Raw genomic sequence first — 12,473 nt, 5'->3', positions numbered from 1 at the left:
GAGCAAGGGTTGGGCGGCAAGGGTACCTCTCGCGACGGCCACCCACCTGCGAGCGACCCTGTCAAGGGCTCGCGGGGAACCTCGCGGGTTCCGTAGCGTGCCGAGCGACGCGAAAGGAATCGACATGCTCCGCGCACTCGCACTGAACTGCACCCTCAAGCCCTCCCCCGATGCCTCCAGCGGCGAACTGCTCGCACAGCAGGTTCTCGACGCGCTGGCCGAGCACGACGTCACCGGCGAACAGGTCCGCGTCGTCGACTTCGACGTGCGGCCGGGCGTGCAGGCGGACATGGGCAACGGCGACCAGTGGCCTCGGATCCGCGAGAAGGTGCTCGCCAGCGACATCCTCGTCTTCGCCACACCGACGTGGATGGGGCACCTGTCGAGCGTCGCGCAGCGGGTGCTCGAGCGCCTCGACGCCGAGCTGTCGGAGACCGACGACGAGGGCCGTGCGATCCTCGCGGGCAAGGTCGCTGTGACCGTCGTGGTGGGCAACGAGGACGGCGCGCACGCGATCACCGCTGACCTCTACCAGGCTCTCGGCGACGTCGGTTTCACGATCCCCTCGCAGGGCGGGGTGTACTGGAACGGCGAGGCGATGCAGACGACCGACTACAAGGACCTGCCTCAGACGCCCGAGAAGGTCGCGTCGACCACGGCGACCCTCGCCCGCAACGCCGCGCATCTCGCGAAGCTCCTCAAGGAGCGCCCGTACCCGGCGCCGCCGCAGTGATGCGGCAGTGACGGCACCCTGACGACGTACGGCGCGCTGCGCTCAGCGCCCGTACTCCTCCAGCCAGCGGAGCCACACCTCGCTGATCGTCGGGTACGACGGCACCGCGTGCCAGAGGCGCTCGATCGGCACCTCGCCGACGATGGCGATCGTCGCCGCGTGGAGCATCTCGCCCACGTCCTGCCCGACGAACGTCGCGCCCACGAGCACGCGCCGCTTCTCGTCGACGATCGCCCGCGCGCGCCCCCGGTAGTCGTCGGCCAGCTCGCTGGAGCCGGCGAGCCACGAGAGGTCGTAGTCGATGACACGGATGTCGAGGCCTGCCGCCCGTGCCGACTCCTCGGTGTGGCCGATCGCGGCCACCTCCGGATCCGTGAAGACCACCTGCGGCACGGCGGCATGGTCGGCGGTCGCGACGTGCGCACCCCAGGGTGCGTCGTCGATGTCCCGCGCACGTGCACGTGCAGCGATGACATCTCCCGCCGCGCGCCCCTGGTACTTGCCCTGGTGGGTGAGCAGTGCGCGGTGATTGACGTCGCCGACCGCGTAGAGCCAGTCCACCCCGCGGACGCGCAGCGTGTCGTCGACGTCGAGCCAGGAACCCGGCTGGAGTCCCACGACCTCGAGGCCGATGTCGGAGGTGCGCGGCACGCGACCTGTGGCGACGAGCACCTCCGCCGCTCGCACCTCCGAGCCGTCCGACAGCGACAGCACGACCTCGCCGTTCCCGCCGCCGTCGGTGTCACTGTCGCGTGAGACTTTCTCCACCTCGACACCGGTGCGCACCTCAGCCCCCGCGTCGGCCAGCGCCTTCGCGACCGCCTCTCCGGCGAACCGCTCGACGCCGCGCAGCAAGCCCGACCGCGCGACCACGGTGACCGTCGTGCCGAAGGAGGTGAAGAGCGTCGCCATCTCGCTGCCGACGACGCCTCCGCCGAGCACCGCCAGCGACGAGGGAACGTCGCGGACCCCGGTGGCTTCCCGACTGGTCCACGGCTGCGCCTCCCGCAGACCCGGGATGTCGGGGAGCAGCGCCGCCGATCCCGTCGAGATGGCGACCGCATGACGGGCGGTCAAGACGGTCTCCCCGCCGTCGGCGTCGGTGACGGTGACCTCCCGCTCACCGGTGAGCCGCCCGTGCCCGCGCACCAGATCGATGCCCGCGCCGTGCAGCCAGTCGACCTGAGAGGTGTCGTCCCAGTGGTGCACGAGCTCGTCGCGGCGCACCAGGGTGGCGGCGACATCGACGGTGCCCGTCACCGCCGCGGCGGCCCCCCTCACGCGGCGGGCTGCGCTCAGAGCCGCACCCGCCCGCAGCATCGCCTTCGAGGGGATGCAGGCCCAGTACGAGCATTCGCCGCCCACGAGCTCGCTCTCCACCACGACGACCGACAGGCCGCCCTGCGTCGCCCGGTCGGCGACGTTCTCGCCGACGGGGCCGGCTCCGATGACGATGAGGTCGTACTCCCGAGAAGTCATGCGCCCCAACGTAGCCTCGTCCCGCGACACAGGCGACACGGTGGCCCCGCGCGCGGCGGGCGACGAGCATAGCGGAGTTCGCGGCATCCGTCGCCTCCGTCATCATGTCGGCGGCGTGTGGTTATGTGGGAACCCCGGCCGAAAGGGCAGCATGGCGATCGAATTCCGCGGGGTCTCGAAGCGTTATCCCGATGGCACCGTCGCCGTCGACGACTTCAGCGTGCTCATTCCCGCGCACAAGACCACCGTGCTCGTCGGCTCATCAGGGAGCGGCAAGACCACACTGCTGCGCATGATCAATCGACTGGTCGAGCCCACGAGCGGCGTCATCACGATCGATGACGAGCCGATCTCGGGCCGCGACCCGGTGGCTCTGCGCCGGGGCATCGGCTACGTCCTGCAGAACGCGGGACTCCTCCCCCACTTCTCGGTCGTCGACAACATCGCGACAGTCCCGGTGCTGAGCGGCGTCTCTCGCGCCAAGGCCCGCGCCGACGCGCTCGAGCTGATGGACGTCGTCGGGCTCGAGCGCGGGCTGGCGAAGCGCTACCCGAGCCAGCTCTCGGGCGGTCAGCAGCAGCGCGTGGGGGTCGCGCGGGCGCTGGCAGTCGACCCGAACATCCTGCTGATGGACGAGCCGTTCGGTGCCGTCGACCCCATCGTGCGCCGAGAGCTGCAGACCGAGACGCTGCGGCTGCAGGGCGAGCTCGACAAGACGATCGTCTTCGTCACCCACGACATCGACGAGGCCTTCCTGCTCGGCGACCAGGTGGTGATCCTCGAGAAGGGTGCGCGCGTCGCCCAGATCGGCACCCCGAGCGAGATCATCGAGAACCCGGCGAGCGACTTCGTCGCCGACTTCATCGGGGTGGAGCGCGGCGCGCGGGCGCTGCGCGCCAAGCAGACGGCGCACGGCACGGTGCTCGTCGACACGGCCGGGCGCACGCAGGGAGTCCTCGTGGAGGATGAGCCGTGAACTGGGTTCTCGACAATCTGGACCTGATCGGCGCGCTCACGGTCGACCACCTGCGTCAGAGTGCGGTGGCGATCGCCGCGGGGTTCGTGCTGTCGATCCCGCTCGGGTGGCTGGCGTTCCGCTACACGAAGCTCCGCGGGACGGTGCTGACGGTGATCGGTCTGCTGTACACGATCCCTTCCTTCGCCCTGTTCGCTCTGCTGTCGCTGTTCGGCGTGCCGTACCTGTCGGAGCTGAACCTCGTCATCGCATTGACGATCTACGCGGTAGCTATCATGACGCGCTCGGTGACCGACGGGCTCGCGTCCGTCGACCCGGTGACGCGGTCCGCCGCGGTCGCCGTCGGCTTCGGTGCCTGGCGAAGGTTCTGGACCGTGGACTTCCCCCTCGCGGGCCCCGTCGTGCTCGCGGGACTGCGGGTGACGGCGATGTCCACGATCTCCCTCGCGACCGTCGGCGCCCTCATCGGCGTCGAGAACCTCGGCTACCTCTTCACGAACGGTTCGCAGCGTCGCATCGTCGCCGAAGTCTTCGCGGGCGTCGTGGCCGTCGTGGTGATCGCCGTGGTGATCGACGGGCTGCTCATGCTGGCCGGGCGCGCGCTCATGCCGTGGACGCGGCGTGCCACTCTGCCGCGCGCGGCCCGGCTCCGGGCGGTGGCGGCATGAACGTCCTCGCCGAAGCATTCGCCTGGATCTTCTCGCCTGCCCGGCTGACGGGCGCGCTGCCCTTGCCGACGGCGATCGCCCAGCACCTCGCGTTCACCTTCGGCTCCGTGGCCATCGCCGCGGTCATCGCGATCCCGATCGGCTGGCTGATCGGACACACCGGCAGAGGTCGCGAACTCGCCGTGTTCCTCTCAGGGGCGGCTCGAGCCCTTCCCGCTCTCGGCCTCGTCGTGCTGTTGAGTCTGCTGCTCGGCGTGGCGTTCAAGACAGAGGCGGCGGTGGCCACGTTCGTCGTCCTCGCCATCCCCTCGGTGCTCGCCGGTGCGTACGCCGGCATCGAGGCGATCGAGCGGACGGTGATCGACGCCGGCCGCGCGATGGGAATGACCCAGTGGCAGATCCTGTTCCGGATCGAGATGCCACTCGGACTCTCGCTCCTCATCGGCGGACTTCGGTCCGCCACGCTGCAGGTGGTCGCCACGGTGACCATCGGCGCCTACATCGGTGTGGGCGGGCTCGGCTACTACATCGTGCAAGGCATCGCGCTGCGCGACTTCCCCGAGATCCTCGGAGCCTCCATCGTCGTGGTCGCACTCGCTCTCGTGCTCGACGGGCTCTTCGCCCTCCTCGCCCGCTTCGCCGTCCCGCGGACGGAGGGCCCCCGCATCCGTCCGGCGGCGAGCGCACCCGCTCTCGCCCGCGCGCCGCAGTTCTCCCGCTGATATCCCCACCCACCACACCGGAGGTAACGAAATGTCCACAGCACGCATGCGCCTGACCGCGGCGCTCGCGGGGACCGCGATCGCGGCGCTCGCTCTCGCCGGCTGCGCTTCCAGCGACCCGCTCAGCGGCGACAGCACCGATGGCGGCGACACCGGCGACTCGTCGACGATCGTCATCGGCTCGCAGGCCTACTACTCCAACGAGATCATCGCCGAGATCTACGCGCAGGCGCTCGAAGCCGGCGGCTTCACGGTTGAGCGCAACTTCAACATCGGCCAGCGGGATGCCTACATGCCGGCTCTCGAGGACGGCGAGATCGACCTGTTCCCCGAGTACACCGGCAACCTGCTGCAGTACTTCGAGCCCGACACCACCGCGACCACGTCGGACGATGTCTACGCGGCGCTCCAGGAGGCGCTGCCCGACGGGCTGACGGTCCTCGACCAGTCGTCGGCGACCGACCAGGACTCGTACAACGTCACCGCCGCCTTCGCCGAGGAGAACGGGCTCACCTCCATCGCCGATCTCGCCGGCATCGACGGTCTGGTGCTGGGAGGCGCGCCCGAACTCGAAGAGCGTCCCTACGGCCCGAGCGGGCTCGAGGAGGTCTACGGCGTCACCGTGTCGTTCCAGGCCACCGCCGACACCACCGTCGACGAGCTGGTCGCCGGGAACATCCAGATCGCCAACGTGTACAGCGCCGACCCGCGCATCAAGACGGAGGACCTGGTGACGCTGGAAGACCCGAAGGGGCTCTTCCTCGCGTCGAACGTCGTGCCGGTCGTGAACGCCGACATCGCCGATGAGATCGCCGACGTCATCAACGCGGTGAGCGCCGCCTTGACGCCCGAGGGTCTCGTGGCGCTCAACGTCGAATCGACGGAGGACGAGCGCTCCCCCGAGGACATCGCTGCGGACTGGCTCGCCGACAACGGCCTGAACTGACCGTCGCGCCGACCGACGGACGGCGCCTCCCGCTCTGCCTCTGCGGCACGACGGGAGGCGCCGTCTTCTTTCCGCCGGTGCGTGCGAACGCGGAACCACCCGGTCTTTTCGCTAGGTTGGGGCAGACGCAGGAGAACAGGAGCCTCATGTCCGACCCCCTCCCGCCGCAACCCGCAGGTGACGAGCGCACGGCCGATGCACCGCCGCCGGCGCGGCCGTATACCGCGGTCGCACCCGACGCCCCCCAGTACGCGCTCCCTGCCTACGCCATCCCCACCTACGCCATCCCCGCCTCGGCGACTGCGCCGACCGCCGGCGCGGCATCCTCGCGCCCAGCCACCCCGCCGCCCGGCCACGCGTACGTCACCCCCACCGCGTACGCCCTGCCGCCGTACGCTCGCCACCCCGTGGCCGCGCCCCCGGCCTACCCGGGATCGCCCTCCTTCGCCACGCCGCCCGGCGGCGTCCCGCCCGTCGGTGCCGTGCCCGGCGGCGCCTTGCCCGGCGGCGCCGGGCCGGGAGGCATCGACACCCGACCGAAGGCGCTCGCGATCATCGCGCTCGTCGTGGCGGGCGCCGGAGTCCTCACTGCGATCGTCGCTGCGGCCGCCGGCTCATGGACAAGCGGTGCGCTGTCGCCCCTGCTGCTGTCCGTCGCATTCGTCCTCTCGTTGATCGCACTGATCAGCAGGAGACAGGGTGGGAAGGGCTTCGGGTTCGCGGCGCTCGGGATCTCGATCGTCGGCGGCGTCCTGGCCGTCGTGCTCGCGGTGGCGGCGATCGTGGGATCATTCGCCGGTTCCTCCGACGTCGGGGCGGGACCGTACGAGGACGACTACGAGGAGTACGTCGTTCCCGGCATCACCGCCCCCGGAACCGACGGGCAGCCCGATTCCGGAGCGCAATTCGCGGCTCCCGTGCAGCCGACGGTCGCCGAGACCGCCTTCGGTAAGGACTACGACGACGTCTGGTGGTACGCCGTGGTGATCGACAACCCCAACCCGGACTACGTCTTCGACTCGTATGTCGAGGTCATCGCCTATGCCGAAGACGGGTCGACGCTCGGGTCAGCTCCCGGCTACGCCATGCTGCTGTCCGGCCGCACCGCCGTGGTCGGCTACTTCTTCGACATGGGCGACGCGCAGATCGCCAGCGTCGACGTCGACCTGCCCGCCGCGTCGGAGGCGACGCTGTCGCCCGCCGACGAAACCGGGTCCTTCGCCGTCGAGCAGGTGACCGGGCCGGTCGGTTCCGGGGGGCCCGCCGAGGTGTCCGGAACGGTCAGCGCGCACTTCGCCGACGACCAGGAGTATGTCGCCGTCGCGGTGCTCGCCCGCGCGGCCGACGGCACCATCGCCGCGGCGACGACCACCTACGTCGACGCGGTTCCCGGCGACGGCACGCCGGTGTCGTTCGATGCCTGGTTCGACGAGCTCCCGCCCGACGCCGCCCTGGAGGCCTTCGCCCATCGCTGACGGCGACGTACGCTGTCGTCATGGACATGGGCGGCGTCACGGTGTGGGGGTTCCTCACGGCCGCGGTCGCCCTGCCGGTGTACTTCCTGTGGTTCGCGATCGACACACGTCGCCGGCGGAGCCGGGGCGAAGCGCCCTCGCACTCGTCGGGAGGACTGCTCGGCATCGACGAGTTCTTCCACCCGACGGCCGAGAACGCTCGCGCCGTGTGGGAGGCGGAACAGATCACTCCCGCTCCCGCACCGACCCCCGGCGACGGCCCCGGCGTGATCGACGGCAACCGGATCGTGATCGAGACGGGCCTCCGCAAGACCACGTGACCGCCGGGGCCCCGCGCTCCCGTCGGAGCGGGGCGCCCAGCATCCGTTCACTCCCCGGGCACGGGACCCGCATTGCGGCATCACCCCGCTTGCGTCCTCCCGCTGGCGTCGTGAGCGGAGGAGATGGGAGGAGCGGAGGACCGTTGAGGGTTGAAACCTCCTCCCCTCGTCACATCTCCTCCCCCGGTGACGTCCGCCCTCAGCGCTGACGCGCGCGGCGCACGACGGCAGCGATCACGCGCCACCCGACCAGGCCGACGAGCAGCGTCACGGAGGCGACGATGATGAACGGGAGTGCCGTGCCCTGACCGGTCGCCGCGCGCAGCAGCATCCCTCCGCCCACGGTGATCGCCCACACGCCGAGACCGGTTCGCACGGGTGCGGCGGGTGCCCGCCACGCGAGCGTGACGAGCCAGCCGGCCGCGAGGCCCGCGAGGAAGGGCCACGCCGTCTGCCAGAGGCCGCCCCACACGTCGGAGTCATGGCTGGCACGTCCGACAGCGGCGAACGCGACCACGAGCACCACGTCGATCGCGAGCGCGAGTGCCACCGTTCGTCCGCTCGGGCGCGCGCCTGCGGCGGCTCTCGACCCGGAGGTCATACGAGCACCTCGCGGCGGGGGGTCAGCGCCGGCGTGAGCGCTTCGCGCTCGTCGAACACGAAGCAGTCCCCGCTCCAGTGGTCACCGCCGACCTGCTCGAAGTATCCGAGGATGCCGCCGTCCAGCTGGTACGCCTGCACGCCGGCCCCGCGCAGGTAGATCGCCGCCTTCTCGCAGCGGATGCCGCCGGTGCAGTAGCTCACCACGGTCTTGCCGTCGAGGTCCGCTGCAGCGGCGGCCACGGCATCCGGGAACTGGGTGAACCGCTCGAGGCGCCAGTCCAGGGCGCCGTCGAACGAGCCGTAGTCGACCTCGAACGCGTTGCGCGTGTCGAGCAGCACGACCTCGCGTCCCTCGTCGTCTCGTCCCCGCTCGAGCCAGCGCCGCAGCGTCTCGGGTGCGACCGCGGGCGCGCGATCCGCCTCGGGACGGATCGTGGGGTGATCCATGCGGATGATCTCGCGCTTCACCTTGACCAGCATCCTGCCGAACGGCTGCGCAGCGGACCAGCTCTCCTTCGTCGTCAGCGCGGCGAAGCGCGAGTCGGCCCGAAGTTCGGCGACGAAGCCGCGCAGGGAGACGGCATCCCCCGCCAGGAACAGATTGATCCCCTCTTCGGCCAGGAGGATGGTGCCCTTCAGCCCCGCGGCGACCGCCTGATCGCTCAGCCTCGGCCGCAGCGCGGGAGCGTCGGCGATGTGCGTGAACAGATACGCCGAGATGTTGAGAACGGATGCCACCCCTCCACCCTACGGACGCCGCAGAGGTCCTCCGCACGCGCGGTTACTTCCGAGCCGGTTCGACGTCAAGGGGCTCGCAGCGCGAGCCCGGCCGCAGGAGTGTGGGGGTGGAGAGGCGGACCACGCCACGACCCTCATTGGAGGAGCTATGACCGACCCCACGATCCCGGAGCCCCTGCCCGATCAGACCCCGCCGGGTGAGGCTCCCGCCGGGCCCAGCGCGCCCGGCCCGGACTCCCCCGCGCCGCAGCCGAGCGAGCCTCCGGCTCCGTGGCCCGAAGAGCCGCTCGCGCCGCATCCCGAGGAGCCGCCGTTCCCGCAGACGCCGGAAGCACCGGAGTCGCCGATCCCGTAGGCCGGCGTCCGCAGTCCACCACGGCGTGCTGGCGCGCCGACCCGCGCCGGCGGCGCGGCGAGGCGGCGCTCCGACCCTTCCGGCGTCGCGGCGAGGCGGCACTCACGCCCGCACGGCGTCCGCGCGGTCCCGCAGCATCTTCTCGGCGATCGCCCACATCCGCGCACCGGCCGCGGGGTCGGCGAGGCGTCGGTACGGTCGCACGGCCTCCGCTGCGCCACCGAAGTGCATCACGCCCGACGGTCCGAAGAAGCCTGGCGGCGCTGTGCGGGGTTCCGCGTCCGTCACTGCGGCGCGCAGGGCCGGCTGCGCCGCCTGTGTAGGGGTGTTGCCCAGGCGCAGCGCGAGTCGCCGCCCGGCATCGCTGCGCTGACGTGCACGCATCGCCGGTGCGATCCCCGTGTCGGGCACCACGCCGGGATGACTGAGCTGCACCGAGATACCCCATCCCGCGGCGGCCGATCGACGGGCGAGCTCGTAGGCGAACAGCCCCAGCGCCGCCTTCGACGCACCGTAGGCCCGCAGCGGCGAGTAGCGGCGCTCGCTCTGCAGGTCGTTCCAGTCCGGCCGGGCGACGGCTGCCGCGAGGCTCAGCTGCACGACGACACGTGTGCCGTGCTCCTGCAGCAGGGGCAGCAGCGCCGTGGTCAGTGCGAAGTGCCCGAGGAAGTTCGTCTGGAAGTGCAGCTCGAAACCGTCGGGGCTCACGTGGCGTTCGGCGTCGCCGAGAAGCACGATCCCCGCATTGAGAACGACGATGTCCAGCGGTGCCCGCTCGGCGCTCAGGGCTGCGGCGAGCGCATCGACCGACGCCAGGCGCGCAAGGTCGAGATCGCGAAGACTCACCCGGACGTCGGGCGCGCCGGCGCGGATCATGTCGATCACCCGCGCTCCCTTATCGCGATTGCGCACGGGAAGCACCAGATCCGCGCCGGCACCGGCGAGTCCGCGCGCGATCTCGACGCCCACGCCGTCGCTCGCGCCGGTCACGAGTGCCGTCCGCCCGCGCAGATCCGGCAGTGCCACCTGCGACGCGCGTGTGCGAGACATGGGCTCTCCGATCGTCTTCCGTCTGGGAGGAGGAGGAGGAGTGGGTGGCGCTGATACGCACGCCACGCCGACCTGCCCCGCCCCATCGTGACGCGGTGGGCGGCCTCGCGCTAGAAGAGTGCCGGCAGCCGCGGAACGCCGGCCTCGACCGCGCGGCCCGCGTCGAGCAGGATGTCCTCGCCCCAGAGCGGGCCGATGAGCTGCACCCCGGTCGGCATGCCGTCCTCGCCGAGCCCCGTCGGCAGCGCGAGTGCGGGCAGCCCGAGGAAGTTCGCCGCGACGGTGAGCCAGAGGTCCCGCCATGCTCGATCGGCGGGCTCGCTTCCGCCGAGGTCGTAGTCCGGTCCGCGCAGGCGCGACGCGGACACCGGGCCCAGAAGCAGCGGAACCTCCACCTGCAGCCGGCGCCAGTCGGCGGCGATCGCAGCACGCTGCGCCCACGCCTCGGCATACTCGCGTGCCGTCTCGTAGGGGCGCGCGGCCGCGGTGCTGTCGCGCAGGAAAGCGGTGGCCGAGCGCCCGAGGGGCTGGCCCAGCGCGGCGGGGTCGAGGGAGATGAGCATGTCGGTGCACGACAGGCGGCGCCACAGCACGGCCGCCTCCTCGAGTCGCGGCGCGTCCACGGGGACGACATCCCAGCCGTCGCGGACGAGGGATGCCGCGGCCCGCGCGATTCCGGCAGCAACGTCGGGATCGGCACCGGCGCCCGGGGCGTCTCTCACCACGCCCACCCGCCGCGGCGCTCCCGCGCCGCTCGGCACCGGCGCCGGCGCCGACGCGGACACCGGGTCATCGGCATCCCAGCCCTCCATCACGCCCAGCGCGAGGGCGGCATCGTCGACGGTGCGCGCCAAGGGTCCGTTCACCGAGAACTGCTGGAGCGTGAGGGCGACAGACTGACCGCGGACGGCCGCGCGCGGCACCCGCCCCTGGGACGGTCGGAGTCCGACGACCCCCGCGGCGTAGGCGGGAAGGCGCAGCGAGCCGCCGAAGTCATTGCCGAGCCCGAGGCTGCTCATGCCGGTCGCCACCGCGACCGCGTCGCCGCCGCTGGATCCTCCGGCGCTGCGGTCGGAGTGCCACGGGTTGAGCGTGCGGCCGAACAGGTCGTTGTCGGTATCCCACCGCATGCCGAAGTCGGGCATGTTGCCCCGACCCACCGGCACGGCCCCTGCCCGCCGCATCCGTCGCACGATCGTGGCGTCCTGCGCCGGCACGGCACCGGCGTTCCCGCCCCAGCCGTTGGTGGTCGCCGACCACGTGAGGTCGATGTTCTCCTTCACCGAGAACGGCACACCCGCCAGCGGGCCGGGATCGCTCCCGGCGGCGACTGTCGCGTCGATCTCGGCCGCGGCTGCGCGCGCCCGGTCGGCGAAGACGACGGTGAGCGCGTTCACATCCGGGTTGCGGCGGGCGATGCGGTCCAGGTGCGCCTCGACGACCTCGAGTGCGGAGACGTCGCCGGCACGGACGGCGGCGGCGATCGACGCCGCGGACGCAGGCACGGGAATCGGCGGAGTCATGGCGATCCATCTCACCACGCGTCGGGCCCTTCCGTCCCGGCTAGCACGAGGTTGCACGGACGGCAACCCCCACGCGCGTGGGCACACTCCTGGCTACCGTCGAAGCATCCCGCAGAGGGAGCGGGCCCCCAAACCTCACGATGGCGCCCCGCGGCTGGCCCCGATGGACCTGCCGCGGCGTGGCACCAGATGAGTGGCATCAGATGAATGGAGCGACAGTGGCGACGACGACCGCGAAGAAGAGCACCTCTCAGACGAGCACGAGCAGCGCCGCCAAGGGCAAGCGCCGCACGGCACGCGGCGGAGTCGGCGCCTCGCTCACGCCTGAGCAGAACGCCGAGCGCGGCTTCACGGCGTCGGAGACGCTGAGCGACAACCTCCAGAAGGTGCTCGTCGACCTCATCGAGCTCTCGCTGCAGGGCAAGCAGGCCCACTGGAACGTCGTGGGCCGCAACTTCCGCGACACCCACCTTCAGCTCGACGAGATCATCGAAGCGGCGAGGGACTTCGCCGACACCGTGGCCGAGCGCATGCGGTCGCTGCACGCCCTGCCCGACGGGCGCAGCGATGTGGTCGCGGAGAACACCACCCTGCCGGAGTTCCCGCAGGGTGAGATCGCGACGAACGAGGTCGTCGATCTCATGACGGAGCGACTGGACGACGTGGCCGCGACGTGCCGCGACGTGCATGACGCCGTCGACGAAGAAGACCCCACGAGCGCAGACATCCTCCACGCCATTCTTGAGCGTGTCGAGCAGCTCTCGTGGATGGTGAGCGCGGAGAATCGCACCCCCAGGCGATGATCCCAGGCGCCCCGACGCTGCCCGCCTCCTCCCCCAAGGACCGGCGGGCAGCGCCATGTCACGCGACATGCGTGATGCGGGC

At 71.4% G+C, this 12,473-nt stretch carries 14 protein-coding genes; 9 read left to right on the top strand and 5 right to left on the bottom strand.

What is annotated here, in order from left to right; translation table 11 throughout:
• The first annotated feature begins 124 nt into the window (after positions 1 to 124).
• Positions 125 to 733 (top strand): flavodoxin family protein, encoded by a 609-nt coding sequence (locus NCG93_RS18740; protein ID WP_194413239.1) that lies wholly within the window; start codon positions 125 to 127, stop codon positions 731 to 733.
• Positions 734 to 775: 42 nt separating this feature from the next.
• Here NCG93_RS18740 and NCG93_RS18735 read toward each other — a convergent pair whose 3' ends face one another.
• The gene (locus tag NCG93_RS18735) at positions 776 to 2,212 is read right to left on the bottom strand and encodes a dihydrolipoyl dehydrogenase family protein (RefSeq protein ID WP_194413238.1); all 1,437 of its coding nucleotides are present in this window, start codon (positions 2,210 to 2,212) and stop codon (positions 776 to 778) included.
• Between the two features lie 151 nt (positions 2,213 to 2,363).
• On the opposite strand from NCG93_RS18735, the gene NCG93_RS18730 reads away from it, so the two are divergent.
• The 6 genes from NCG93_RS18730 (at position 2,364) to NCG93_RS18705 (ending at position 7,319) form a co-directional block, all read left to right on the top strand.
• The gene (locus NCG93_RS18730; protein WP_194413237.1) at positions 2,364 to 3,188 is read left to right on the top strand and encodes an ABC transporter ATP-binding protein; all 825 of its coding nucleotides are present in this window, start codon (positions 2,364 to 2,366) and stop codon (positions 3,186 to 3,188) included.
• Complete coding sequence (locus tag NCG93_RS18725; RefSeq protein ID WP_194413236.1) at positions 3,185 to 3,856, top strand: ABC transporter permease; 672 nt, start codon at positions 3,185 to 3,187, stop codon at positions 3,854 to 3,856. The genes NCG93_RS18730 and NCG93_RS18725 overlap by 4 nt, the downstream gene beginning before the upstream one ends.
• A complete protein-coding gene (locus NCG93_RS18720; protein ID WP_194413235.1) occupies positions 3,853 to 4,578 on the top strand; it encodes an ABC transporter permease in 726 nt (241 codons plus the stop codon). Before NCG93_RS18725 ends, NCG93_RS18720 begins: the two co-directional genes overlap by 4 nt.
• 31 nt (positions 4,579 to 4,609) lie before the next feature.
• On the top strand, positions 4,610 to 5,524 hold the full coding sequence (locus NCG93_RS18715; RefSeq protein WP_194413234.1) for an ABC transporter substrate-binding protein: 915 nt from the start codon (positions 4,610 to 4,612) through the stop codon (positions 5,522 to 5,524).
• A gap of 146 nt (positions 5,525 to 5,670) precedes the next feature.
• Complete coding sequence (locus NCG93_RS18710; RefSeq protein WP_194413233.1) at positions 5,671 to 6,999, top strand: hypothetical protein; 1,329 nt, start codon at positions 5,671 to 5,673, stop codon at positions 6,997 to 6,999.
• 20 nt (positions 7,000 to 7,019) lie between these two features.
• Positions 7,020 to 7,319 carry a hypothetical protein gene (locus NCG93_RS18705; protein WP_194413232.1) on the top strand — a complete coding sequence of 100 codons (300 nt, stop codon included), beginning with the start codon at positions 7,020 to 7,022 and terminating at the stop codon, positions 7,317 to 7,319.
• A 199-nt stretch (positions 7,320 to 7,518) separates the two neighbouring features.
• On the opposite strand, the gene NCG93_RS18700 is transcribed toward NCG93_RS18705, so the two are convergent.
• Positions 7,519 to 7,920 (bottom strand): DUF3054 domain-containing protein, encoded by a 402-nt coding sequence (locus NCG93_RS18700; protein WP_194413231.1) that lies wholly within the window; start codon positions 7,918 to 7,920, stop codon positions 7,519 to 7,521.
• Positions 7,917 to 8,660 carry a sulfurtransferase gene (locus NCG93_RS18695; protein WP_194413230.1) on the bottom strand — a complete coding sequence of 248 codons (744 nt, stop codon included), beginning with the start codon at positions 8,658 to 8,660 and terminating at the stop codon, positions 7,917 to 7,919. Before NCG93_RS18695 ends, NCG93_RS18700 begins: the two co-directional genes overlap by 4 nt.
• 148 nt (positions 8,661 to 8,808) lie before the next feature.
• Between NCG93_RS18695 and NCG93_RS18690 the strand changes: the two genes are divergently transcribed.
• A complete protein-coding gene (locus NCG93_RS18690; protein ID WP_194413229.1) occupies positions 8,809 to 9,015 on the top strand; it encodes a hypothetical protein in 207 nt (68 codons plus the stop codon).
• A 102-nt stretch (positions 9,016 to 9,117) separates the two neighbouring features.
• On the opposite strand, the gene NCG93_RS18685 is transcribed toward NCG93_RS18690, so the two are convergent.
• Positions 9,118 to 10,065 carry an SDR family oxidoreductase gene (locus NCG93_RS18685; protein WP_194413228.1) on the bottom strand — a complete coding sequence of 316 codons (948 nt, stop codon included), beginning with the start codon at positions 10,063 to 10,065 and terminating at the stop codon, positions 9,118 to 9,120.
• A 110-nt stretch (positions 10,066 to 10,175) separates the two neighbouring features.
• On the bottom strand, positions 10,176 to 11,588 hold the full coding sequence (locus NCG93_RS18680) for an amidase (protein WP_194413227.1): 1,413 nt from the start codon (positions 11,586 to 11,588) through the stop codon (positions 10,176 to 10,178).
• 218 nt (positions 11,589 to 11,806) lie between these two features.
• Here NCG93_RS18680 and NCG93_RS18675 point away from each other — a divergent pair, with 218 nt between their 5' ends.
• A complete protein-coding gene (locus NCG93_RS18675; RefSeq protein ID WP_252787604.1) occupies positions 11,807 to 12,391 on the top strand; it encodes a Dps family protein in 585 nt (194 codons plus the stop codon).
• Positions 12,392 to 12,473: the final 82 nt, after the last annotated feature.

The organism is Microbacterium yannicii, assembly GCF_024055635.1.
GTDB lineage: Bacteria > Actinomycetota > Actinomycetes > Actinomycetales > Microbacteriaceae > Microbacterium > Microbacterium yannicii.
This window is presented reverse-complemented; position numbering and strand designations above follow the sequence as displayed.

Excerpts from the sequence above, each read along its gene's own strand:
- NCG93_RS18740 (WP_194413239.1), top strand. The coding sequence starts at position 125 with ATGCTCCGCGCACTCGCACTGAACTGCACCCTCAAGCCCTCCCCCGAT.
- NCG93_RS18720 (WP_194413235.1), top strand. The coding sequence starts at position 3,853 with ATGAACGTCCTCGCCGAAGCATTCGCCTGGATCTTCTCGCCTGCCCGG.
- NCG93_RS18680 (WP_194413227.1), bottom strand. The coding sequence starts at position 11,588 with ATGACTCCGCCGATTCCCGTGCCTGCGTCCGCGGCGTCGATCGCCGCC.
- NCG93_RS18700 (WP_194413231.1), bottom strand. The coding sequence starts at position 7,920 with ATGACCTCCGGGTCGAGAGCCGCCGCAGGCGCGCGCCCGAGCGGACGA.
- NCG93_RS18690 (WP_194413229.1), top strand. The coding sequence starts at position 8,809 with ATGACCGACCCCACGATCCCGGAGCCCCTGCCCGATCAGACCCCGCCG.
- NCG93_RS18715 (WP_194413234.1), top strand. The coding sequence starts at position 4,610 with ATGTCCACAGCACGCATGCGCCTGACCGCGGCGCTCGCGGGGACCGCG.
- NCG93_RS18685 (WP_194413228.1), bottom strand. The coding sequence starts at position 10,065 with ATGTCTCGCACACGCGCGTCGCAGGTGGCACTGCCGGATCTGCGCGGG.
- NCG93_RS18735 (WP_194413238.1), bottom strand. The coding sequence starts at position 2,212 with ATGACTTCTCGGGAGTACGACCTCATCGTCATCGGAGCCGGCCCCGTC.
- NCG93_RS18705 (WP_194413232.1), top strand. The coding sequence starts at position 7,020 with ATGGACATGGGCGGCGTCACGGTGTGGGGGTTCCTCACGGCCGCGGTC.
- NCG93_RS18730 (WP_194413237.1), top strand. The coding sequence starts at position 2,364 with ATGGCGATCGAATTCCGCGGGGTCTCGAAGCGTTATCCCGATGGCACC.
- NCG93_RS18710 (WP_194413233.1), top strand. The coding sequence starts at position 5,671 with ATGTCCGACCCCCTCCCGCCGCAACCCGCAGGTGACGAGCGCACGGCC.